This window comes from Streptomyces sp. NPDC005423 (assembly GCF_040606415.1).
Lineage (GTDB): Bacteria > Actinomycetota > Actinomycetes > Streptomycetales > Streptomycetaceae > Streptomyces.
The window spans coordinates 107,533-131,207 of sequence record NZ_JBEXET010000023.1; the positions used below are offsets into that span (position 1 = coordinate 107,533).

At 75.2% G+C, this 23,675-nt stretch carries 3 protein-coding genes; all 3 read right to left on the bottom strand.

Annotated elements, in window-relative coordinates:
* Positions 1-4: 4 nt before the first annotated feature.
* The 3 genes from ABZT12_RS23755 to ABZT12_RS23765 are packed head-to-tail and all read right to left on the bottom strand — an operon-like array spanning position 5 to position 23,572.
* Positions 5-10,624, bottom strand: a complete 10,620-nt coding sequence (locus ABZT12_RS23755) for a type I polyketide synthase (RefSeq protein WP_356388013.1) — start codon at positions 10,622-10,624, stop codon at positions 5-7.
* 48 nt (positions 10,625-10,672) lie between these two features.
* Positions 10,673-15,544: a type I polyketide synthase gene (locus ABZT12_RS23760; RefSeq protein ID WP_356388015.1), complete on the bottom strand. Its 4,872-nt coding sequence runs from the start codon at positions 15,542-15,544 to the stop codon at positions 10,673-10,675.
* Positions 15,545-15,604: 60 nt separating this feature from the next.
* On the bottom strand, positions 15,605-23,572 hold the full coding sequence (locus tag ABZT12_RS23765) for a beta-ketoacyl synthase N-terminal-like domain-containing protein (protein ID WP_356388017.1): 7,968 nt from the start codon (positions 23,570-23,572) through the stop codon (positions 15,605-15,607).
* Positions 23,573-23,675: the final 103 nt, after the last annotated feature.

Consider the following 23,675-nt stretch of genomic DNA (forward strand, 5'->3'; position numbering starts at 1 on the left):
TCTCTCACATTCCCTGTATGTCGTCCAGCCCGAGACCGTCGAGCGCCATGTTGATCAGGCTTTCGGCGTCCAGGTCGTCGATCGCCTCTTCGTCGCCGGCGGCGTCGGAGACGGTGTCCGCGCGTCCGTCGGCGAGTTGCAGCAGGGTGTCCACGAGGCCCGTCTCCCGGAGGCGGGTCATGGACACGGTCTGCAGCAGGCGGCGGATCTTTCCCTCGTCGGAGTCGGGGTCGGCCGCGTCGCCCGCCGTGCCGGTGCCGTCGGTGCCGGTCGCGGGGCGCAGTTCCCCGGCGAAGTACTCGGCGACGGCCTGGGGGTTGGGGTAGTCGAAGACCAGGGTGGGCGGCAGGCGCAGCCCGGTGGCCTCGGCGAGGCTGTTGCGGAACTCGACGGCGGAGAGGGAGTCGAAGCCGAGTTCGTTGAACTCGCGGCTCTTGCCGATGGCCGCGGTCGTGGAGTGGCCCAGGATCGCTGCCGCGTGTGCCCGTACCAGGTCGACGAGTTCGTCGGTGCGGGCCGCGTCGGACAGGGCGGCCATGCGGGTGCGGAAGGCGGTGGTGTCGACGGCTGTGGCCGCCTCGGTGCGGCGGCGGCCGCGGGCGGGGGCGAGTTGGCGCAGCAGCGGCGGCGGTTCGGGGGCGGCCCGCAGTGTCTTGAGGTCCAGGGCCATGGTGACCAGGGCGGGTGCGCCGTGTGCGAGTGCGGCGTCGAAGAGCTGGGTGCCGGCGGTGGTGGTGAGGGACTGGATGCCGCTGCGGCCGATCCGTCCCTGGCCGGTGAGGTCGCCGGCCATGCCGCCCGCTGTCTCCTCTCCCGCCCAGGGGCCCCAGGCCAGGGACTGCGCGGGCAGGCCCTGGGCGCGGCGGTGGGCGGCGAGGGCGTCGAGGTAGGCGTTGGCGGCGGCGTAGTTGGCCTGTCCGGGGTTGCCCAGGACGCCGGCCGCCGAGGAGAACAGGACGAACGCGGCGAGGTCGAGGTGTGCGGTCAACTCGTGCAGGTGCCTGGCGGCTTCGGCCTTGGGGCGCAGGACGGTGTCGAGGCGTTCGGGGGTGAGGGAGGCGAGGATGCCGTCGTCGATGACGCCGGCGAGGTGCAGTACGCCGGTGAGCGGACGGTTTTCGGGGAGGCCGGCCAGGAGGGTTTCCAGGGCCTGGCGGTCGCCGGTGTCGCAGGCCGCGATCTCGGTGGTGGCGCCCGACTCGGCGAGTTCCGCGGCGAGTTCGGCGGCGCCGGGTGCGTCGGCGCCGCGCCTGCTGGTGAGCAGCAGGTGGCGTACGCCGTGTTCGGTGACGAGGTGGCGGGCGAAGACGCGGCCCAGCAGGCCGGTGCCGCCGGTGATCAGGACGGTGCCGTCGGGGTCGAAGCGGGGTGTGCTGTCGGCGGGTTCGGTGGCGCGCACCAGGCGGGGCGCGTACAGGGTGCCCGCGCGCCAGGCGAGTTGGGTCTCGCCGGTGGCGACGGCCGCCGCGATCTCGTCCTCATCCGGGCGGTCGGTGCCGGTGCCGGTGTCGAGGAGGACGATGCGGCCGGGGTTCTCCGACTGGGCGGAGCGGATCAGGCCCCAGACGGCGGCGGCGGCCGGGTCGGGGCCGTCGGTGGCGGTGGGGGTGGGGGTGACGGCGCCTTGGGTGCGGACGACCAGGGTGGCGTTGTCGTAGCGTTCGTCGGCGAGCCATTCCTGGGCGGTGCGCAGGGCGGCGGTCGCGGAGCCGGTCAGGGAGGTGCCGGTCGCGTCCCAGACGACGGTGGCGGGCACCGGGGTGCCGGGCGCGGCGGTGACCGTCTCCCAACTGCCGCTCGTGTCGCGGCTGTTGGGTTCGGCGGTCGTCACCGGCGCCCAGTCGAGGCGGAAGAGTGCGTCGCGGAGGGCGGCGGCGCCGCTGTGGTCGGCCGGGGTGAGCGGGCGCAGTACCAGGGTGGTGATGGAGGCGACCGGTGCTCCGGTGGCGTCGGCGAGGTCGACGCCCACCTGTCCCTCGCCGCGGACGGTGACGCGTACGCGCAGCCGGGTGGCGCCCTCGGCGGCCAGGGACACACCGGAGAAGGCGAACGGCAGGGCCGCCTGGCCGCCGGTCACGCCGGTCAGTGCCACCGGGTGCAGTGCGGCGTCCAGCAGTGCCGGGTGGACGCCGAAGCCGTCGGTGTCGACGCCGTCGGCCAGCGCGACCTCGGCGTACACGTCGTCGCCCGTGCGCCAGGCGGCGCGCAGTGCGCGGAACACCGGCCCGTAGGCGAGTCCGGCGTCGGCGATCTCGTCGTAGAACCCGGTGAGGTCCACCGGTTCGGCGTCGCGCGGCGGCCATACCGTGGCGTCGAACGGGCGCGCGGGGGCGGGCGGTTGGGCGGTCAGGATGCCGGTGGCGTGCCGGGTCCAGGGCTCGTCGTCGTCGGTGCGGGAGAAGAACACGACCGGGCGGCGCCCGCTGTCGTCGGCCGCGCCGACCGAGACGCGGATGGCCGTGCCGCCGTGCTCGGGCAGCACCAGGGGTGCTTCCAGGGTGAGTTCCTCCACGACCGGGCAGCCGACCTCGTCACCGGCGCGGATCGCGAGTTCGGTGAGTGCGGTGCCGGGGAGGACGACGGCCTCCCCGATCCGGTGGTCGGCCAGCCAGGGCTGTACGGCCGTGGAGAGGCGTCCGGTGAGGACCACCGCGTCCGTCTCGGGTGTGGAGAGGACCGCGCCGGCCAGTGGGTGGTCCAGCGTCTGGAGGCCGAGCGAGGTGGCGTCGCCGCCGGGCCGGTCCAGGATCCAGAACCGCTCGTGCTGGAAGGCGTAGGTCGGCAGCTCCACGCGCCGGGCGCCGGTGCCGGCGTAGAAGGCGTCCCAGTCGACGCGGATGCCGGTGGTGAAGAGGCGGGAGACGGCGGTGAGGAGGGTGCGGGTCTCGGGGCGGTTCCTGCGTACGGCCGGTTCGATCACCGTGCCGGGTGCGTCGAGGGTGGACTGGGTGAGCGCGGAGAGGATCGCGTCCGGGCCAAGTTCCAGGAAGCGGGTGACCCCGCGCTCGTGGAGGTGGGTGACGGTGTCGGCGAAGCGGACGGCTTCGCGCAGGTGGCGGGTCCAGTACTCCGGGGTGCCCCACTCGTCGGTGATCTCGCCGTGGACTCCGGCGACGACCGGGATGCGCGGCTGCTGGTGGGTGACGCTCTGGGCGACCAGATGGAACTCGGCCAGCGCCGGTTCCATCAGCGGGGAGTGGAAGGCGTGCGAGACCCGCAGCCAGGTCGTCTTACGGCCCTGCTGCGTGAACTCCGCGACCAGCGCGTCGACTTCAGCTTCCTCGCCTGAGATGACCACGGAGGTGGGGCTGTTGATCGCAGCGATCCCCACCGCGTCGCTCACGAACGGCAGGAGTTCCTCTTCGGTGGCCTGGATCGCGGCCATGGCACCACCGGCCGGGAGTGCCTGCATGAGGCGCCCGCGCGCGGTGACCAGCCGGGCCGCGTCCTCCAGGCTGATCGCACCGGAGACGTGTGCGGCGGTGATCTCGCCGATGGAGTGCCCGGCCAGATAGTCGGGGCGCACCCCCCACGACTCAACGAGGCGGTACAGGGCTGTTTCCACGGCGAACAGGGCGGGCTGGGTGTAGGCGGTGCTGTTCAGCAGCGCCTCGTCCTCACCCCACATCACCTCATACAGCGGGCGCTCAAGGAACGCGTCGATGGCCGCCACGACCTCGTCCAGGGCGCGGGCGAACTCGGGGTAGGCGGCGTGCAGTTCACGGCCCATGCCCAGGCGCTGGGCACCCTGGCCGGTGAAGAGGAAGGCGGTCGCCCCGTCGGTGCGGGCGCCGGTGACGGTGTCGGCCGGGGTCTCGCCCCGGGTGAGGGCGGTGAGGCGGGTGAGGAGTTCCTCGCGGGTGGCGGCGAGGACGACGGCGCGGTGTTCGTGGAGGGTGCGGCTGGTGGCGGTGGAGTGGGCGAGGTCGGTGAGGGAGGCGTCGTGGGTCTGGAGGTGGGTGTGCAGGCGGGCGGCCTGGTCGGTGAGGGCTGCGGGGGTGCGGGCGGTCAACACGACCGGCGCGAGGGGCAGTTCGAGGGTTGCGGTGGTCTCGGCGGGGGCTTCGGCGGGGGCTTCTTCCAGGATGACGTGGGCGTTGGTGCCGCTGAGGCCGAAGGAGGAGACACCCGCGCGGCGCGGGCGGTCCCCGGCCGGCCAGCCGACCGGTTCGGTCAGCAGGCGGACGTTGCCGGCCTCCCAGTCGACGTGCGGGGTGGGCTCGTCGATGTGGAGGGTCTTGGGCAGGACCTCGTGGCGCAGGGCCTGGACCATCTTGATGACGCCGGCGACGCCCGCGGCGGCCTGGGCGTGGCCGATGTTGGACTTCAGGGAGCCCAGCCACAGGGGTTTGTCGGCGGGGCGGTCCTGGCCGTAGGTGGCCAGGACGGCCTGGGCCTCGATGGGGTCGCCGAGGGTGGTGCCGGTGCCGTGCGCCTCCAGGGCGTCGACGTCGGCGGTGCTCAGGCCGGCGCTGTCGAGGGCGGCGCGGATGACGCGTTGCTGGGAGGGGCCGTTGGGGGCGGTGAGGCCGTTGGAGGCGCCGTCCTGGTTGACGGCGGTGGCGCGGACGACGGCGAGGACGGGGTGGCCGGCGGCGCGGGCGGCGGAGAGGCGTTCGACGACGAGGACGCCGACGCCTTCGGACCAGGCGGCGCCGTCGGCGGCGCCGGCGAAGGACTTGCAGCGGCCGTCGCGGGCCATGCCGCGCTGGCGGCTGAACTCGACGAAGATCTCCGGGTCGGACATGACGGTGACGCCGCCGACGAGGGCGAGGGTGCACTCCCCCGAGCGCAGGGCCTGGAGGGCGAGGTGGAGGGAGACCAGGGAGGAGGAGCAGGCGGTGTCGACGGTCATCGAGGGGCCCTCGACGCCGAGGACGTAGGAGATGCGTCCGGAGGCGATGCCGCCGGTGGAGGCGTTGTGCGCGTAGTCGTGGTACATCATCCCGGCGTAGACGCCGGTCTTGCTCCCCTTGAGGGTGCGCGGGTCGATGCCGGCGTCCTCGAAGGCCTCCCAGGAGGCTTCCAGCAGCAGGCGCTGCTGGGGGTCCATGAGGAGGGCTTCGTTGGGGCTGATACCGAAGAAGCCGGGGTCGAAGTCGCCCGCTTCGTAGAGGAATCCGCCCTGGTCGGTGTAGCTGGTGTCGGGGCGCAGGCCCTCGGGGTCGTAGATGCGGGGGATGTCCCAGCCGCGGTCGGTGGGGAAGGCGGAGATGACGTCGTGGCCGTCGGTGACCGTCTGCCACAGGGCGGCGGGTGAGGTGATGCCTCCGGGGTAGCGGCAGGCCATGCCGACGATGACGATCGGGTCGTCGGTGCCAGCGGCGGGGGCGGGGGCGGTGCGGGCGGGCTGGGCGGCGGGCCGGCCGGAGAGTTCGGTCAGCAGGTGGCGGGCGAGGCCGAGCGGGTTGGGGTAGTCGAAGACGACGGTGGCGGGCAGGCGCAGGGCGGTGACCTCGGCCAGTCCGTTGCGGAACTCGACGGCGCGCAGGGAGTCGAAGCCGAGCTCCCGGAAGGCGCGTTCGGGTTCGATGGCCTGGGTGGAGGCGAAGCCGAGGACGTCGGCGATCTGGCGCAGGACGAGTTCGAGGACGGCGGTTTCGCGGTCGGCTTCGGAGAGGGCGGCCAGTTGCTGTGCCAGTCCCCCAGCGGCGGCCTGGGCGCCGGCCTTGCGGCGGGCGGTGACCGGGGCGAGGGCGCGGAACACCTCGCGGGCTGCGGCGCCCTGGGCGCGGACGGCGGCGAGGTTGAGTTTGACGGGGACGAGGGTGGCCTCGCCGGTGCGGCGGGCGGCGTCGAAGAGGGCGACGCCCTCCGTGTCGGCGATGGGCAGGACGCCGCCCTGGGCGGCGATGCGGGTGCGTTCGGTGTCGGTCAGGGCGCCGGTCATGCCGCTGGCCTCGCCCCAGAAGCCCCAGGCGAGGGACTGGGCGGGCAGGCCCTGGGCGTGGCGGTGGGCGGCGAGGGCGTCGAGGTAGGCGTTGGCGGCTGCGTAGTTGGCCTGGCCGGGGTTGCCCAGGACGCCGGCGACGGAGGAGAACAGCACGAACGCGGCGAGGTCGTGGTGGGCGGTGAGGTCGTGCAGGTGGGCGGCGGCGTCGATCTTGGGGCGCAGGACGGCGTCGAGGCGTTCGGGGGTGAGGGAGGCGAGGATGCCGTCGTCGAGGACGCCGGCGAGGTGGATGACGCCGGTGAGGGGGTGGGTGTCGTCGATGCCGGCGAGGAGGCCGGCCAGGGCGTCGCGGTCGGCGGTGTCGCAGGCGGCGACGGTGACCGTGGCGCCCGACTCGGCGAGTTCCGCGGCGAGTTCGGCGGCGCCGGGGGCCTGGTCGCCGCGCCTGCTGGTGAGCAGCAGGTGACGTACGCCGTGTTCGGTGACGAGGTGGCGGGCGAAGAGACGGCCGAGGGTGCCGGTGCCGCCGGTGAGCAGGACGGTGCCGTCGGGGGCGAACTGCGGTGCGGGGGTGGTGGGTTGGGGGGTGCGGACCAGGCGGGGGGCGAGGTGGGTGCCGGCGCGCAGGGCGAGCTGTGATTCGCCGGTGGCGGCCGCGGCGACGGCCTCGGCCACGGCCGCTGCCTCACTGTCGGCCTGGCTGTCGGTGTCGGTGTCGAGGAGGACGATGCGGCCGGGGTTCTCCGACTGGGCGGAGCGGACCAGGCCCCAGACGGCGGCGCCGGCCAGGTCGGTGACGTCGTCGCCGGGGGTGGCGGCGGCGCCGTGGGTGCGCACGACCAGGGTGGCGGTGGCGTGGCGTTCGTCGGCGAGCCATGCGTTGACGACGGTGAGGGCGTCGTGGACGGCGGCGCGGGCGGCCTCGGGGGTGGTGGTGTCGGAGACGGCGGGGCCGGTGGGGGGGCTCCATACGACGACGTCGGGGACCGGGGTGTCCTCGGCCGCGGTGCGGGCGCTCTGCCAGGTGGCGGCGGTCGGTGCGCCGGTGTCGGCGGTGGGCACGGGCTGCCAGTCGAGTCGGAAGAGGGCGTCGCGGACGAGGGTGTCGCCGGTGGTGAGCTGGTCCTCGGCCAGGGGGCGCAGGACGAGGGAGTCGATGGTGGCTACGGGGGCGCCGGCGGTGTCGGTGAGGTCGACGCGGACCTCGCCCTCGCCCAGGGCGCGCACCCGGACGCGGACGTGGGCGGCGCCTTCGGCGGCGAGGGAGACACCGCTCCAGGCGAAGGGCAGGGCGCCGCGGTCGCCGGTGACGCCGGTGAGGGCGACGGTGTGCAGGGCGGCGTCGAGGAGGGCGGGGTGCAGGTTGTAGGCGGCGGCGTCGGTGCCTTCGGGCAGGCGGGCCTCGGCGTACAGGGTGGTGCCGTCGCGCCAGGCGGCGGACAGGCCCTGGAAGAAGGGGCCGTAGCGCAGGCCTTCTTCGGCGACGTCGGTGTAGAAGGTGTCGAGGTTCACGGGTTCGGCGCCGGCGGGGGGCCACTGGGTGGTGTCGAAGCCGGCCGGGGGGGCGGGGGTGGTGCTGAGGGTGCCGGTGGCGTGGCGGGTCCAGGTGCCGCCGGTGTCCTCGGCGCGGGAGTGGATGGTGAGGGTGCGCCGGCCTGCGGGGTCGGGGGCCTCGACGCTGACGCGGAGGGCGACGCCGCCGCGTTCGGGCAGTACGAGGGGGGCCTGGAGGGTGAGTTCGTCGAGGGTGGTGCAGCCGGCGCGGTCGCCGGCGGTGACGGCGAGTTCGACGAATCCGGTGCCGGGGAAGAAGGCGGCGGTGCCCACGCGGTGGTCGCCGAGCCAGCCGTGGGTGGCCAGGGCGAGGCGGCCGGTGAGGGTGAAGCCGTCGGCGTCGGGGGCGGTGACGACGGCGCCGAGCAGCGGGTGGCCGGCTGATTCCAGGCCGGCGGCGGCGACGTCGCCGCGGGCGGCGGGGGGCTGGGCCCAGTAGTGCTCGTGCTGGAAGGCGTAGGTGGGCAGGTCCACCGGGCGGCTGCCGCCGGCGTAGAACTGGCTCCAGTCGACGGGGGCGCCGGCGGTGTATGCCTCCGCGAGGGAGGTGACGAAGCGGGTGAGGCCGCCTTCGCCGCGGCGCAGGGAGCCGATCTGGGCGGCGGTGGCGCCGACGGTGGTGACGGTCTCGGCGAGGCCGACGAGGAGGCCGGGGTGGGGGCTGGCCTCGACGAAGACGCTGAAGCCGTCGTCGAGGAGGGCGCGGGTGGTCTCCTCGAAGCGGACGGTCTGGCGCAGGTTGCTGTACCAGTACTCGGCGCCCAGGGTCGCGGTGTCGAGGGGGGTGCCGGTGACGGTGGAGTAGAAGGCGGTGGGGGCGGTGACGGGGCGTATGCCGGCGAGGGCGGCGATGACGCGGTCGCGGATCTCCTCGACGAAGACGGAGTGGGAGGCGTAGTCGACGGGGATCTTGCGGGCCTGGATGTCGGCGGCGGTGAGGTGTTCGTACAGTTCGTCGAGGGCGTCGAAGTCGCCGCAGACGACGACCGAGGTGGGGCTGTTGACGACGGCGAGCTGGAGGCGGCCCTCCCAGCGGGGCAGCAGGGCGGAGGCGTCGGCGGCGGGCAGCCGTACGGACATCATGCCGCCCAGGCCGGCGAGGCCGTCGCGGATGATCTGGCTGCGCAGGGCGACCACGCGGGCGCCGTCGTCGAGGGTGAGGGCGCCGGCGACGGTGGCGGCGGCGATCTCGCCCTGGGAGTGGCCCACGACCGCGTCGGGCTGGACGCCGAAGGAGCGCCACAGTTCGGCCAGGGAGACCATCACCGCCCACAGGACGGGCTGGACGACGTCGACGTCGGCGAAGGTGGGGGCGCCGGGGCGTTCGTGGAGGACGTCGAAGAGGTCCCAGTCGACGAAGGCGGCCAGGGCGTCGGCGCAGGCGCGCAGTTTCTGCGCGAACACCGGGTGGGTTTCGAGGAGTTCGATGGCCATGCCGGCCCACTGGGAGCCCTGGCCGGGGAAGACGAACGCGATGCGGGGGGCGGTCAGGGCGGTGCCGCGTACGACGTGGGCGGCCTTGTCGCCGGCGGCGAGGGTGTCCAGGCCGGACAGCAGCTGTTCGCGGTCGCCGGCCAGGACGAGGGCGCGCTGGTCGAAGGCGGTGCGCCGGGTCAGCAGGGAGTGGCCGAGGTCGGGCAGGGGCAGCTGGTCGTGGGCGCGGACGAAGGCGGCGAGTTTGGCGGCCTGGCCGCGCAGGGCGGCGGTGCCGCGGGCGGAGATGAGGTGGGGCAGGACGGGTGAGGCGACCTGGGGCGGGGCGGCGGCGCTCTCCTCGTTCTCCTCGGGGTCGGGGGCCTCTTCGAGGATGAGGTGGGCGTTGGTGCCGCTGAGGCCGAACGCGGAGACGGCCGCGGTGCGGCGGTGGTCCTCGGCGCGGGGCCAGGGCTGGGCCTCGGTGAGGAGGCTGACGTGGCCGGCGTTCCAGTCGACGTGGCTGGAGGGTTCGCTGACGTGGAGGGTGCGGGGCATCAGGCCGTGGCGCAGGGCCATGACGGTCTTGATGACGCCGCCGACGCCGGCGGCGCCCTGGGCGTGGCCGATGTTGGACTTGAAGGAGCCCAGGCGCAGCGGGCGGTCGGCGGGGTGGTCCTGGCCGTAGGTGGCGAGCAGGGCCTGGGCTTCGATGGGGTCGCCCAGGGTGGTGCCGGTGCCGTGGGCTTCGACGAGGTCGACGTGGGCGCCGGGGATCTCGGCGTTGGCCAGGGCCTGGCGGATGACGCGCTGCTGGGCGGGGCCGCTGGGGGCGGTCAGGCCGTTGGAGGCGCCGTCCTGGTTGAGGGCGGAGCCGCGGATGACGGCGAGGACGGGGTGGTTGTTGCGGCGGGCGTCGGAGAGGCGTTCCAGCAGGACGACGGCGGCGCCCTCGGCCCAGCCGGTGCCGTCGGCGGAGTCGGAGAAGGCCTTGCAGCGGCCGTCGGGTGAGAGGCCTTTCTGTTTGCTGAAGGCGACGAACGGCGACGCCGTCGACATGATCATGACGCCGCCGGCGAGGGCGAGGCCGCATTCGCTGTTGCGCAGGGCCTGGGCGGCGAGGTGGATGGAGACCAGGGAGGAGGAGCAGGCGGTGTCGACGGTGAAGGCGGGGCCTTCCAGTCCCAGGGTGTAGGAGACGCGGCCGGAGATGACGGAGGAGGCGCGGGCGGTGGCCATGTAGGCCTCGACGGCCTCGGGGACGCCTTCTTCGTAGTCGCCGTAGTCCTGGATGCCGGAGCCCATGTAGACGCCGACGCGTCCGCCGCGCAGGGTCTGGGGGTCGATGCCGGCGCGTTCGAAGGCCTCCCAGGACACTTCGAGGATGAGGCGCTGCTGGGGGTCGGTGCCCTCGGCCTCCAGGGGGCTGAGCCCGAAGAAGCCGGGGTCGAACTGGCCGGCGCCGTCGAGGAAGCCGCCTTCGTGGACGTAGCTGGAGCCGGGGGCGTCGGGGTCGGGGTCCATGAGGGCCTCGAGGTCCCAGCCGCGGTCGGTGGGCATGCCCGTCACGGCGTCGCGGCCTTCGGCGACCAGGTCCCACAGCTGTTCGGGCGTGCTGATGCCGCCGGGGAAGCGGCAGCTCATGGCCACGATCGCGATCGGTTCCCGGGCCTGGGCCTCGACGTCCTGGAGGCGCTGGCGCGTCTGGTGCAGGTCGGCCGTGACCTTCTTCAGGTAGTCGAGGACTTTCTCGTCGTTTGCCATGTCGGGTCCCACCGAGTCCTTTGGTGAATGTGTCGTCGATGTGCTCGGTCAGGCCAGGCCGAGTTCTTGGTCGATAAAGGCGAACACGTCGTCCGCGGAGGCGGATTCGAGCTGGTCGCGTACGTGTTCGCCGGTGCCGCCCTGGAGGTCGGTGAGCCTGCCCAGGAGGGTCTGCAGGCGTGAGGTGAGGCGGGCGGCGCGGATCTGTTCGGGGTCGAGGGCGGCGGCGAGGTTCTCGAAGCGGTCGAGTTCGGCGAGGACGTCGGTGTGGCCGTCGCCGTCGGGGAGGAGTTCGGTGCGCAGGAAGGCGGCCAGGGCCGTGGGGGTGGCGTGGTCGAAGACCATCGTGGAGGGCAGGTTGGCGCCGGTGGCCTCGACGAGCCGGCTGCGCAGTTCGACGGCGGCCACGGAGTCGAAGCCGAGGTCTTCGAAGGCGCGGGTGGGTTCCAGTTCCTGCGGGGAGTCGTAGCCCAGGAGGGCGGCGACCTTGCCGCGCACCAGGTCCAGGAGGGCGCGGGTCTGTTCGGCCTCGGGTTTGCCGGCCAGTTCGGTGACGAAGGCGGAGCCTGCCGTCGGGGCGCCGTCGGCGGGGCCCTCCAGCAGGGCGCGGACCTCGGGCAGGGCGTCCAGGAGGGGGCGGGGGCGGGCGAGGGTGTAGGTGGGGGCGAAGCGTTCCCAGTCGAACTCGGCGACGACCAGGTGGGATTCGTCGTGTTCGACGGCCTGGCGCAGGGCGCCGACGGCGATGGAGGGGCGCATGGCGGGGGCGCCGATGCGCTGCATCATGGCGGCGAGTTCGGCGTCGACCATGCCGCCGTCCCAGGAGCTCCAGGCGATGGAGGCGACGGTGCGGCCCTGGGCGCGGCGGCGGTGGGCGAGGCCGTCGAGGTGGGCGTTGGCGGCGGCGTAGGCGCCCTGTCCGGCGCTGCCCCAGACGGCGGCGCCGGAGGAGAAGAGGATGAACGCCTCCAGGGGGTGGTCGGCCAGCAGGTCGTCCAGGTGCAGGGCGCCGGTGACCTTGGCGTCGGCGACCTCGGCGAACTCGGTGAGGGGGAGGTCGGCGAGGGGGGCGATGCGCTGCATGGCGCCGGCGGCGTGCACGACCGCGGTCAGCGGGGCGTCGTCGGGGACAGTGTCCAGGAGGCGGGCCAGGGCGGTGCGGTCGGTGACGTCGCAGGCTTCGATGGTGACGTGGGCGCCCAACTCCTCTAGTTCGGCGGCCAGTTCGGCGCTTCCGGGGGCGGCGGGGCCGCGGCGGCTGGTGAGCAGGAGGTGGTCGGCGCCCTCGGCGGCCAGGGTGCGGGCCACGTGGGCGCCGAGGCCGCCGGTGCCGCCGGTGATCAGGACGGTGCCGTGCGGCTGCCAGCCGCGTGGGGGGCTCTGGCCGGCGAGGGGGGCGCGGATGAGGCGGCGTACGAACACGCCCTGGGGGCGCAGTGCCACGGCGTCCTCGCCGGTGGTGCCGGCCAGGCAGGCGATCAGCTGGCGGGCGGTGTCCTGGTCGAGGTCGGCGGGCAGGTCGGTGATGCCGCCGTAGGTGTGGGGCAGGTCCAGGGCGAGGGTGCCGGCCAGGCCCCACAGCGGGCTCTGTGCGGTGGCGCTCGCGTCGTGGGCGCCGGCCACGGCGGCGGCCTGGCGGGTGGTCAGCCACAGGGGTGCGGTCAGGGCGGCGTCGCCGAGGGCCTGGACGAGGGTGACGGTGGCGGCCAGGCCGCGGCTGAGGACGGGGTGGGAGGGGCGAGGGCGTTCGTCGAGGGCGAGGAGGCTGAGGACGCCGGCCGGGGTGCGGGTGCGCAGGGCGGCGGTGAGCGCGGCACGGTCCTCGGTGTCGACGGTGAGGAGGTCGGGGGTGGCGCCGTGGGCGGCGAGTGCGGCGGTGACCGTGCCGACGCAGGGGTCGGCGGCCAGGTGCGCGGGCACCACCAGCAGCCAGCTCCCTTGCAGGGAGGGGGTGGTGGTGGGCCAGGTGTCGGGGGCGGGCTGCCAGGTCAGGCGGTAGCGCCAGTCGTCCAGGGTGTGCAGGTCGTGGTGGCGGCGGCGCCAGCGGCCCAGGGCGGGCAGCACCTCGGCCAGCGGTGCGGGGTCGATGCCGAGCCGGCCGGCGAGGGCGTCGGGGTCGGTGTGTTCGACGGTGTCCCAGAACGTGCTGTCGGCCGCGGAGCCGGTGGTGGCCGGGCCGCCGGTGGTGGCGGCCATGCCGGGGACGGCGGGGGTGGTCTGGGCCCAGTAGGCGCGGTGCTGGAAGGGGTAGGTGGGCAGGTCGGTGCGGCGGGCGCCGCGTCCGGCGAACAGGGCCTCCCAGTGGGGGGCGCGGCCGTGGGCGAAGGCGTGGCCGACGGCGGTGAGCAGGGTGCGTTCCTCGTCGCGGCCGCGGCGCAGGGTGGGGGTGATGGTGGCGGCTTCGGTGAGGGAGTCGCCGGCGATCGGGGTGAGGGCGGCGTCGGGGCCCAGTTCGAGGAAGAGGCGGATGCCGTCGGCCTCCAGGGTGCGCAGGGCGTCGGAGAAGCGGACGGGCTCGCGGACGTGGCGCACCCAGTAGGCGGGGTCCTGGAGTTCGCCGGGGGCGGCGGCCTGTCCGGTGAGGGCGGAGACGACCGGGATGCGGCCTTCCTGCCAGGTGACGCTGCCGGCGATGGCCGCGAACTCCTCCAGCATCGGATCCATCAGCGGCGAGTGGAAGGCGTGGGAGACCTTCAACTCCTTTGTCTTGCGGCCCTGTTCCCGGAAGTGGGCGGCGATCGCGCGGACGGTGGCGCGGCTGCCGGAGACGACCACGGAGGTGGGTGCGTTGACGGCGGCGATGCCGGTGTCACCGGCCAGCAGGGGCTGGATCTCCTCCTCGCCGGCCTGGATCGCGGCCATGGCGCCGCCGGCGGGCAGGGCCTGCATGAGGCGTCCGCGGGCGGCGACCAGGCGGGCGGCGTCGTCGAGGCCCAGGACGCCGGAGACGTGGGCGGCGGTGAGCTCGCCGATGGAGTGCCCGGCCAGGCAGTCGGGGCGCACGCCCCACGATTCCAGGAGCCGGTACAGCGCTGTCTCCACGGCGAACAGGGCGGGCTGGGTGTAGGCGGTGCGGTTGAGGAGCTTCTCGTCCTCGCCCCACATGACGTCCTTGAGGGGACGGTCGAGGTGGGGGTCGAGGGCGGCGACGGCCTCGTCGAGGGCGGCGGCGAACACCGGGTGGGCGGCGTGCAGTTGGCGTCCCATGCCCAGGCGCTGGGCGCCCTGTCCGGAGAAGAGGAACGCCAGGCGTACGTCGGGTTCGGCGAGGGCGCGGGGGGCGCCGTCGGGGGTGGAGCCGGCGGCGAGGGTGCTCAGGGCGCGGCGCAGTTCCTCGTGGTCGGCGGCGACCAGGACGGCCCGGTGGTCGAGGGCGGCGCGGGTGGTGGCGAGGGAGAGGCCGAGGTCGGTGAGGGGGGTCTGGTGGGTGTCGAGGTGGGTGAGGAGGCCGGCGGCCTGGGCGTGCAGGGCGTCGGCGCTCTTCCCCGACAGCACCAGCGGGGTCAGGGTGGCGGCGCTGGGGGCGGGCGCGCCGGCCGCCTCCGGGTCCGGGGCGGGCTCTTCTTCCTGGGGGGCCTGTTCGATGATGACGTGGGCGTTGGTGCCGCTGAGGCCGAAGGCGGAGACGGCGGCGCGGCGCGGCTGTCCGTGCTCGGGCCAGGCGAGGGGTTCGGTGAGCAGGGCGATGCTGCCGGCCGTCCAGTCGACCTTGGGTGAGGGTTCGTCGACGTGGAGGGTCTTGGGCAGCAGTCCGTGGCGGATCGCCTGGACCATCTTGATGACGCCGCCGACGCCGGCGGCGGCCTGGGCGTGGCCGATGTTGGACTTGATGGAGCCCAGCCACAGCGGCCGTCCGGCGGGCCGGTTCTGTCCGTAGGTGGCGAGCAGGGCCTGGGCCTCGATGGGGTCGCCGAGGGTGGTGCCGGTGCCGTGGGCCTCGACGGCGTCGATCTGGTCGGCGGTGAGCTGGGCGGCGGCCAGGGTCTGCTTGATCAGGCGTTGCTGGGCGGGGCCGTTGGGGGCGGTCAGGCCGTTGGAGGCGCCGTCCTGGTTGATGCCGGAGCCGCGTACGACGGCGAGGACGGGGTGGTGGTTGCGGCGGGCGTCGGCGAGGCGTTCGACGACGAGCATGCCCACGCCCTCGCCCCAGCCGGTGCCGTCGGCGGCGGCGGCGAAGGACTTGCAGCGCCCGTCGGGGGCCAGTCCGCGTTCCTGGCTGAAGCCGACGAAGGAGGTGGGGGTGGCCATCACGGTGACGCCGCCGGCCAGGGCCAGGGAGCACTCCCCCGCCCGCAGGGCCTTGACCGCCCAGTGCAGGGCGACCAGGGAGGAGGAGCAGGCGGTGTCGACGGTGACGGCGGGGCCTTCCAGTCCCAGGGTGTAGGAGATGCGCCCGGAGGCGACGCTGCCCAGGCCGCCGGTGCCGCCGTCGGAGGGGTAGTCGTGGTAGACGACGCCGGCGAAGACGCCGGTGCGGCTGCCCTTGAGGGAGTGGGGGTCGATGTGGGCGCGCTCCAGCGCCTCCCAGGAGGTTTCCAGCAGCAGGCGTTGCTGGGGGTCGGTCTCCCGCGCCTCCTTGGGGCTGATCTTGAAGAAGTCGGCGTCGAAGGCGTCGGCCTCGTGCAGGAAGCCGCCTTCGCGCGCGTAGGACTTGCCGGGGGTGCCGGGCTGGGGGTCGTAGAGGTTGTCGACGTCCCAGCCGCGGTTGAGGGGGAAGCCGGTGATGCCGTCGCCGCCGGAGGCGACCAGGTCCCACAGGTCCTCGGGTGAGCGGACGCCGCCGGGGTAGCGGCAGCTCATCCCGACGATCGCGATCGGCTCGTGTTCGCGGGCCTCGGCCTCGCGCAGGCGGCGCTTGGCGCTCTGCAGGTCGGCGGTGGCCCGCTTGAGGTATTCGCGGAGCTTGTCCTGGTCAGGCATCTCGGGTCAACCCAATCTGAAAGCAGCGGTCGTGCGTGCCGGTGGGGGCGGGGGCGAGGGTCAGGACAGCCCCAGTTCCCGGTCCAGTGCCGCGAAGAGTTCGTCGTCGGAGGCCCCGTCGAAGTCCTGTTCGGGGTCGGTCTGTCGGAGGGCGTGGGCGTCCTGCCAGCGGCGCAGGACCGCTTCGAGCCGTGCGGTGATCTGGTCGGTGTCCCCCGCCCGGGCGCCGGCCGCGCCGAGGGCGGCGTCCAGCTGGTCCAGGGCGGCGGACAGGGCGCGGTCGTCGTCGGCCTCCGGTTCCAGGACGGAGTGGAGGTAGCCGGCCACGGCGCGGGAGGTGGGGAAGTCGAAGGCGAGGCTGGCGGGCAGGGCAAGGCCGGTGGCGGTGCCCAGGCGGGCGCGGAGTTCGACGACGGCCAGCGAGTCGAAGCCGAGTTCCTGGAAGGAGCGGTCGGCGGCGACGGCGTCGGTCGTGGCGTGGCCGAGGAGTCCGGCGACCTGGGTGCGGACGGTCTCCACCAGCAGCCGCAGGCGGTCGTCCTCGTCGAGGCCGGCGAGGGTGCGGCGCAGTTGTTCGGCCTCTCCCGGGCCGGTGCGGGCGCCGGCCCGGTCGGGGGTGCGTACGAGTGCGGCCAGGACGGCGGGCAGCCGTCCGGCGGCCGGTGACCGGAGGGCGGCGCGGTCGAGGTCGAAGGCGGCCGTGTACGGTTCGCCGCCGGCCAGCGCCTGGTCCAGGAGGGCCAGGCCGCGTTCGGTGTCCAGGGCGGGCAGGCCGAGGGTGGCGAACAGGGCGCGCCGGTCGTCGCTTTCGGGGCCGGCCTGCCAGGGCCCGAGGGCGACGGCGGTGGCGGGCAGGCCGAGGGTGTGGCGGTGGACGGCGAGGGCGCCCAGCGTGGCGGCGCCGGCGGCGGCGGTGGCCTGGCCGGCGCCGTGCATGAGTGCGGCGGTGGAGGTCAGCAGCACGAACGCGGCCAACTCCCGGTCGCGGGTGAGTTCGTGGAGGTTGCGGGCGCCCTCGGGCCGGTCGCCGAGGTGGACGACGGCGACCAGCGGGGCGTCGTCGGGGAGGGACTCCAGCAGGGCGGTCAGGGCGGTGCGGTCGGCGGGGTCGCAGTCGGCGGCGGTGACGGTCCCGGGCAGGTCGGTGCCGGGGCCGGTGCCGGTCAGCAGCAGCCGGGCCGGGCCGTAGGCGGCGGCCAGGTGCCCGGCCACGGCCGCGCCGCTCGCACCGGTGTCGCCGGTGACCAGGACGGTGCCGCCGGACAGGCGGGGCGCCCTCCCGCCCTCGGTGCCGGTGGCGGGCCGCAGGCGGGGCGCCAGGACGGTGCCGGCGCGCAGGGCCAGTTCGCTCAGGCCGCTGCCGAGCGCGGTGTGCAGGGCCTGCCGGGAGGCGGGCTCGTCGTCGAGATCGGCCAGCAGCACCCGGCCGGGGTGTTCGCCCTGGGCGGCCCGCACCAGGCCCCAGACGGCGGCCTGGTCGGGGTCGGGGCTCTCCCCGGGGCCGGCCGCGACGGCGCGGCGGGTGAGCACGGCCAGCGGCGGGCGGCTCTCCTGGCCGGCCGTAGTGTGTTCGGCCAGCCGCGCCGCGACCGCCCCGGCGGCGTCCGTGGCGGGCACCTCGTAGATCTCGACGGCCGCTTCGGGCAGCGGGGCCGAGGCGGGGGTGCGCTCCCAGGCCAGCCGGTAGAGGGCGCCGGCCTGTTCGCCGGTGCGCAGTTCGGCGGAGGTGACGGGGCGGTGGCTCACCCCGGCCGCGGACAGCACGGGCCGGCCGTCCTGGTCGGCCAACTCGACGCTGAGCGCGCCCTGTTCGCCGGGGGCGAGGCGTACCCGCAGGGCGGTGGCGCCGCTGCGGTGGACCTGGATGCCGGACCAGGCGGAGGCGGTCAGCGGGCCGGTCTCCCGCGGTGCGGCGGTCAGGAGGTGGAGGTGGAGGGCGGCGTCCAGGAGGGCGGGGTGCAGGACGCAGCGGGCGGCGGCCGGTGCGGCCTCCTCGGGCAGGGTGACGCGGGCGAAGAGTTCCTCGCCGCGCCGCCAGGCCGCGTCCAGGCCCTGGAAGAGGGGCCCGTAGCCGTAGCCGGCGGCGCTGAGGCGGTCGTAGGCGTCGTCGACGGCGAGGGGTTCGGCGCCCGGCGGCGGCCAGGCGGCCAGGTCCTGGGCAGGGGGTTCGCCGCCCGTCTCCAGGACGCCCTCGGCGTGGCACACCCAGGAGTCCTGCGTCCCGGCGGCCGGGCGGGCGTGGACGCTCACCGGGCGGCGGCCCTCCTCGTCGGGGGCGCCGACGCCGACGTGCAGGGGGACGCCGCCCTGTTCGGGCAGGACCAGGGGCGCGTGCAGGGTGAGGGAAGCCAGCCGGTCGCAGCCGGCCTCGGCGCCGGCCGTCAGCGCCAGTTCGACGAGGGCGGCGGCGGGCAGGACGACGGTGCCCAGCAGGTCGTGGTCGGCCAGCCAGGGCTGGGCGGTGCGGGCGGGGCGTCCGGTCAGGGTGAGGGCGCTGCCGCCGGGTGCGGGTACGACGGCGCCCAGCAGCGGGTGGTCCAGGGCGTCCAGGCCCAGCGTGCCGGCGTCGGTGGCGGTGTGCTCGGGCAGCGCCCAGAAGTGTTCCTGGCGGAAGGCGTAGGTGGGCAGGGCGATCCGGCGGGCGCCGCGGCCGGCGAAGAACGCCGCCCAGTCGACGCCGGCTCCGGCGCTGTGGGCGCGGGCGAGCCCGGCGACCAGGGTGTGCTCCTCGTCGTGGGCGCGGCGCGAGAGGGCCACGAACGGGGCGTCGACGGTGTCGGGCAGGCAGGCCGGGCCGAGACCGGCCAGGACGGCGTCCGGGCCGACCTCCACGAACGCGGTGACGCCCGCCTCGCCCAGGGTGCGGATGCCGTCGGCGAAGCGGACCGCTTCGCGCACGTGCCGCACCCAGTAGCCGGGGTCGGCGAGTTCGCCGGCGCTCAGCAGGCGGCCGGTGAGGTTGGAGACGATGGGGGTGTCGGGGGCGGCGATCGTCAACGAGGCGGCGGTCTCGGCGAATTCGGCGAGCATCGGCTCCATCAGCGGCGAGTGGAAGGCGTGGCTGACGCGCAGCCGGGAGGTCTTGCGGCCCAGGGCGGTGAAGTGGGCGGCGATGCGTGCCACGGCGTCCTGGCTGCCGGAGACGACCACGGAGCGCGGCCCGTTGACGGCGCCGATGCTCACCTCGGCGTCGAGGAGGGGTGTCACCTCCTCCTCGGTGGCCTGCACGGCGGTCATCGCGCCGCCGGCGGGGAGGGCCTGCATGAGGCGGCCCCGGGCGGCGACCAGGCGGGCCGCGTCGGGGAGGGTCAGGGCGCCGGAGACGTGGGCGGCGACGAGTTCGCCGATGGAGTGCCCGGCCAGGAAGTCGGGGCGCATCCCCCACGACCGCAGCAGCCGGAAGAGGGCGGTCTCGAAGGCGAACAGGGCGGTCTGGGTGTAGGCGGTGCGGCTGAGCAGTTCGGCGTCCTCGCCCCACACCACCTCGCGCAGCGGCCGGTCCAGGTGGCGGTCCACTTCGGCCACGGCCGCGTCGAAGGCTTCGGCGAACACCGGGAAAGCGGCGTGCAGTTGTCGTCCCATGCCGGGCCGCTGGGCGCCCTGGCCGGAGAACAGGAACGCGGTCGGCGCCCCGTCCCGGGCCCGCAGGGCCGCCGCCGCGCCCGGTGCCGCGGCGGCCAGGGCGGCCAGTTCCCGGCGGCCCTGGCCGGTGTCGGTGACGGTGAGCGCGGCCCGGTACTCCATCGGGGTGCGGGTGGTGGCCAGCGAGTACGCCACGTCGGCCGCTTCCGTGTCGGGCAGTGTCTCCAGCAGGGCGAGCAGCCGGCCGGCCTGTGCCGGGATGCCGTCCGCGTCACGGGCGTTGAGGATCCACGGAAGGGGACGGCCGGAGCCGGCCGGGGCGGCGGGGGGTGTGGCGGCGGGGGGTGCGTCCTCCCCGGTGTGCGGGGTCTCCTCAGGGCTGGGGGCTTCGAGGATGACGTGGGCGTTGGTGCCGCTGATGCCGAAGGAGGAGACACCCGCGCGGCGCGGGCGCTCGCCGGTCTCGGGCCAGGGGCGGCTCTCGTCGAGCAGCCGTATCTCACCGGCCGTCCAGTCGACCTTGGTCGAAGGGGCGTCCAGATGGAGGGACTTGGGCAGGACGCCCGCGCGCAGGGCGTGCACCATCTTGATGACACCGGCGACGCCCGCGGCGGCCTGCGTGTGGCCGATGTTGGACTTGATGGAGCCCAGCCACAGCGGCTTGCCGTCCTCGCGGTCCTGGCCGTAGGTGGCCAGCAGCGCCTGGGCTTCGATGGGGTCGCCGAGCGCGGTGCCGGTGCCGTGCGCCTCGACGGTGTCGACGTCGGCGGTGCTCAGGCCGGCGTTGGCCAGGGCCTGGCGGATGACGCGTTCCTGGGAGGGCCCGTTGGGGGCCATCAGGCCGTTGGAGGCGCCGTCCTGGTTGACGGCCGAGCCGCGGATCACGGCGAGGACCTCGTGCTGGTTGCGGCGGGCGTCGGAGAGGCGTTCCACGACGATCACGCCGACGCCCTCCGCCCAGGCGGCGCCGTCGGCGGTGTCGGCGAAGGACTTGCAGCGCCCGTCGGGTGAGAGGCCGCGCTGGCGGGAGAACTCCACGAACGTCTCGGTCGAGGCCATCACCGTCACCCCGCCGACCAGGGCCAGCGGGCACTCCCCCGACCTGAGGGCCTGCGCGGCCAGGTGCAGGGCGACCAGCGAGGAGGAGCAGGCGGTGTCGACGGTGACGGAGGGGCCCTCCAGGCCGAAGGTGTAGGAGAGGCGGCCCGAACCCAGTGAGCCGGCCGCGCTGTTGCCCGCGTAGTCGTGGTACATGATCCCGGCGAACACGCCGGCCGCGGTGCCCTTGAGGGCGGCCGGGTCGATCGCGGCGTGTTCCAGCGCCTCCCAGGCGACCTCCAGCAGCAGCCGGTGCTGGGGGTCGGTGGTCAGGGCGTCGTTCGGGCTCATCCCGAAGAAGCCGGGGTCGAAGGTGTCGGCGTCGTGCAGGAACCCGCCGTTGCGGACGTAGATCTTGCCGGGGGTGCCGGGCTGGGGGTCGTAGAGGTTGTCCAGGTCCCAGCCCCGGTTGGCGGGGAAGGCGGTGATGGCGTCGGTGCCGTCGGCGACCAGGTTCCACAGGTCCTGCGGCGAGCGGACCCCGCCGGGGTAGCGGCAGGCCATGCCGACGATGACGATCGGGTCCTCGCCGTCGGCGGCGGTGGCGGCCGCCGTGGCGGCGGGCACGGCCGCGGTGGTGCCGGCCAGGAGGGTGTCGAGGTGGTCGGCGACGGCGCGGGCGCTGGGGTGGTCGAAGACCAGGGTGGGGCTCAGCCGCAGCCCGGTGGCGGCGGTGAGCTGGTTGCGCAGTTCCAGCGCGGTCAGCGAGTCGAAGCCGAGCTCGGTGAAGGCCCGCTCGGCGCCGACCTCGGCCGCCGAGCGGTGGCCCAGGATCGCGGCGACCTGGTTGCGGACCAGTTCCAGCAGGGCGCGCCGGCGTTCCTTGGCGCCCAGGGCGGCCAGGGCGGCGCCGGCCGGGCGGGGGGTGCCCGCGCCGGCGGCGGTGCGGGCCCGGCGCCGTACCAGGGCGCCGAACTGGGCGGGCAGGTCCTCGGCGGCGCGCAGGGCGGCCAGGTCCAGGGCGAGCGGCAGCAGCAGCGGGTGGTCGCTGCGGGCGGCCGAGTCCAGCAGGGCCAGGCCCTGTTGGGGGGCGAGGGCCCCGATGCCGGAGCGGCGCATGCGCAGCAGGTCGGCCTCGCCGAGTTCGTCGGCCATGCCGTCGCCGCTGAGGGTGCCGTCGCTGTGCCGGGTGGCCCACAGGCCCCAGGCCAGGGACTGGCCGGGCAGTCCGGCGGCGCGGCGGTGGGCGGCGAGGGCGTCGAGGAAGGCGTTGCCGGCCGCGTAGTTGCCCTGGCCGGGGTTGCCCAGCACGCCGGCGACGGAGGAGAACAGCACGAACGCGCTCAGTCCGGTGTCCTGGGTGAGGGTGTGCAGGTTCCAGGCCGCGTCTGCCTTGGGCCGCAGGGAGTGGGCCAGTTGGGCGGGGGTGAGGGAGGCGATGGTGGTGTCGCCCAGGACGCCGGCGAGGTGGACGACGGCGCTGACGGTGTGGGCGGCGAGCAGGTCACGGGCGGCGACGGGGTCGGCGAGGTCGCAGGCGGCGAGGGTGACCTCGCAGCCCAGCTCCCGCAGTTCGGCCTGGAGGGTGTCGGCGCCGGGTGCGGCCGGGCCGCGCCGGCTCACCAGCAGCAGCCGGCGCACCCCGTGCGCGGCCACCAGATGGCGGGCCACGAGCCGGCCCAGGGTGCCGGTGGCTCCGGCCACCAGTACGGCGCCGGGCCCGTCGAAGCGGACCGTCTCGCCGTCGGTGGGCTCGGCGCGCACCAGCCGGGGCGCGGACAACCGGCCCTCGCGCAGCACGAGTTCGGGCTCGCCGGTGGCGAGGACGGCCGCGAGGCGGGCGGCGGGGTCGGCGCTGTCGCCGGCCGCGAGGTCCACGAGCACGATCCGGCCGGGGTTCTCGGCCTGCGCGGACCGCATCAGCCCCCGTACGGCCGCGCCGGGCAGGTCCACGACGCCCTCGGCGTCCGCGGCGACCGCGCCGCGGGTCAGCACGACCAGCCGCGAGTCGGCGAACTCCGCCCCGGCCAGCCATTGTTGTACGGCCGCCAGCGCGCCGGCGGTCGCCTCGTGGACGCGGGCGACGGTGTCGCCGTCGGCCGCGGCGCCGGTCAGGGCGGCGGTGTCCAGGACCAGCACGTCGGGTACCGGTGTGGCGGGGTCGTAGGACGCCCAGTGCGCGGCGGAGACGGCGGCGGGTGCCGGCGGATCGGGCAGCGGGCGCAGTTCGACGGCGAACAGGGCGCCGTCCGCGGGGTCCTGGGCGGTGTCGGGCAGGGCGGCGGGCCGGGAGACGAGGCCCTCGACGGTGAACACCGGGTGTCCGGCGGCGTCCGCGCCGTGCACGGCGATGCTGTCTCCGCCTGCGGGTGCCACCCGTACCCGCAGCCGGGTCGCGCCGACGGCGTGCACCTGTACGTTCCGCCAGGCGAAGGGCAGCAGGACCGCCTGTCCGGCGTCGCCGTCCGCCAGCAGCGAGACGTGCAGGGCCGCGTCCAGCAGGGCCGGGTGGACCGCGAAGCGGGCCGCGTCCTCGTGGGCCTGCTCGGGCAGTTCGACCTCGGCGAAGAGGGTGTCGCCCTCGCGCCAGGCGGCCTTGAGTCCCTGGAAGAGGGGCCCGTAGGCGTAACCGCGGTCCTGGAGCGGCCCGTAGGCGTCCGTGACGTCGACGGGGGTGGCCGACGGGGGCGGCCATGCGGTCAAGTCCGGTCCCGGGGCGGCCGGTTGGGTGCCCAGCAGTCCCTCGGCGTGCAGCAGCCAGGGGGTGCCGGGCAGTGCGTCCTGCGCCCGGGAGTGGACCCGGACGGGGCGGCGGTCCAGTTCGTCGGCGGCCGCCACCGACACCCGCAGGGCGAGCGCGCCCCGCTCGGGCAGCACCAGCGGCGCCTGGAGGACCAGTTCCTCCAGTACCGGGTGTTCCGTCTGTTCGCCCGCGTACAGGGCGAGTTCGACGAACGCGGTGCCCGGCAGCAGAACGGCGCCGAGCACGTCGTGGTCGGCGAGCCAGCCCTGCGCGGCCGTGGACAGCCGTCCGGTGAAGGTCACGGTGTCGCTGTCCGGGGCGGCCACCACCGCCCCCAGCAGGGGATGCCCGGCCGCCTCGATGCCCAGCGCCGAGGCGTCCGCCGCCCCGCCGTACTCGCCGAACATCCAGTACCGCTCGTGCTGGAAGGCGTAGGTCGGCAGCTCCACGCGCCGGGCGCCGGTGCCGTCGTAGAAGGCGTCCCAGTCCAGGGGGGTGCCGGTGGTGAACAGGCGGGCGAGGGTGGCGAGCAGGGTGCGGGTCTCGGGCCGGTTCCTGCGTACGGCGGCCTCGACGACCGCGCTGTCGCCGTCACCGGTGTCGAGGGTGGCGCGGGTGAGGGCGGTGAGGATGGCGTCGGGGCCGAGTTCGAGGAACGTCTCCACGCCCCGCCCCCGCAGATACGTGACGGTGTCGGCGAAGCGGACCGCCTCGCGCAGGTGCCGGGTCCAGTAGGCGGGGGTGCCCCACTCGTCGGTGATCTCGCCG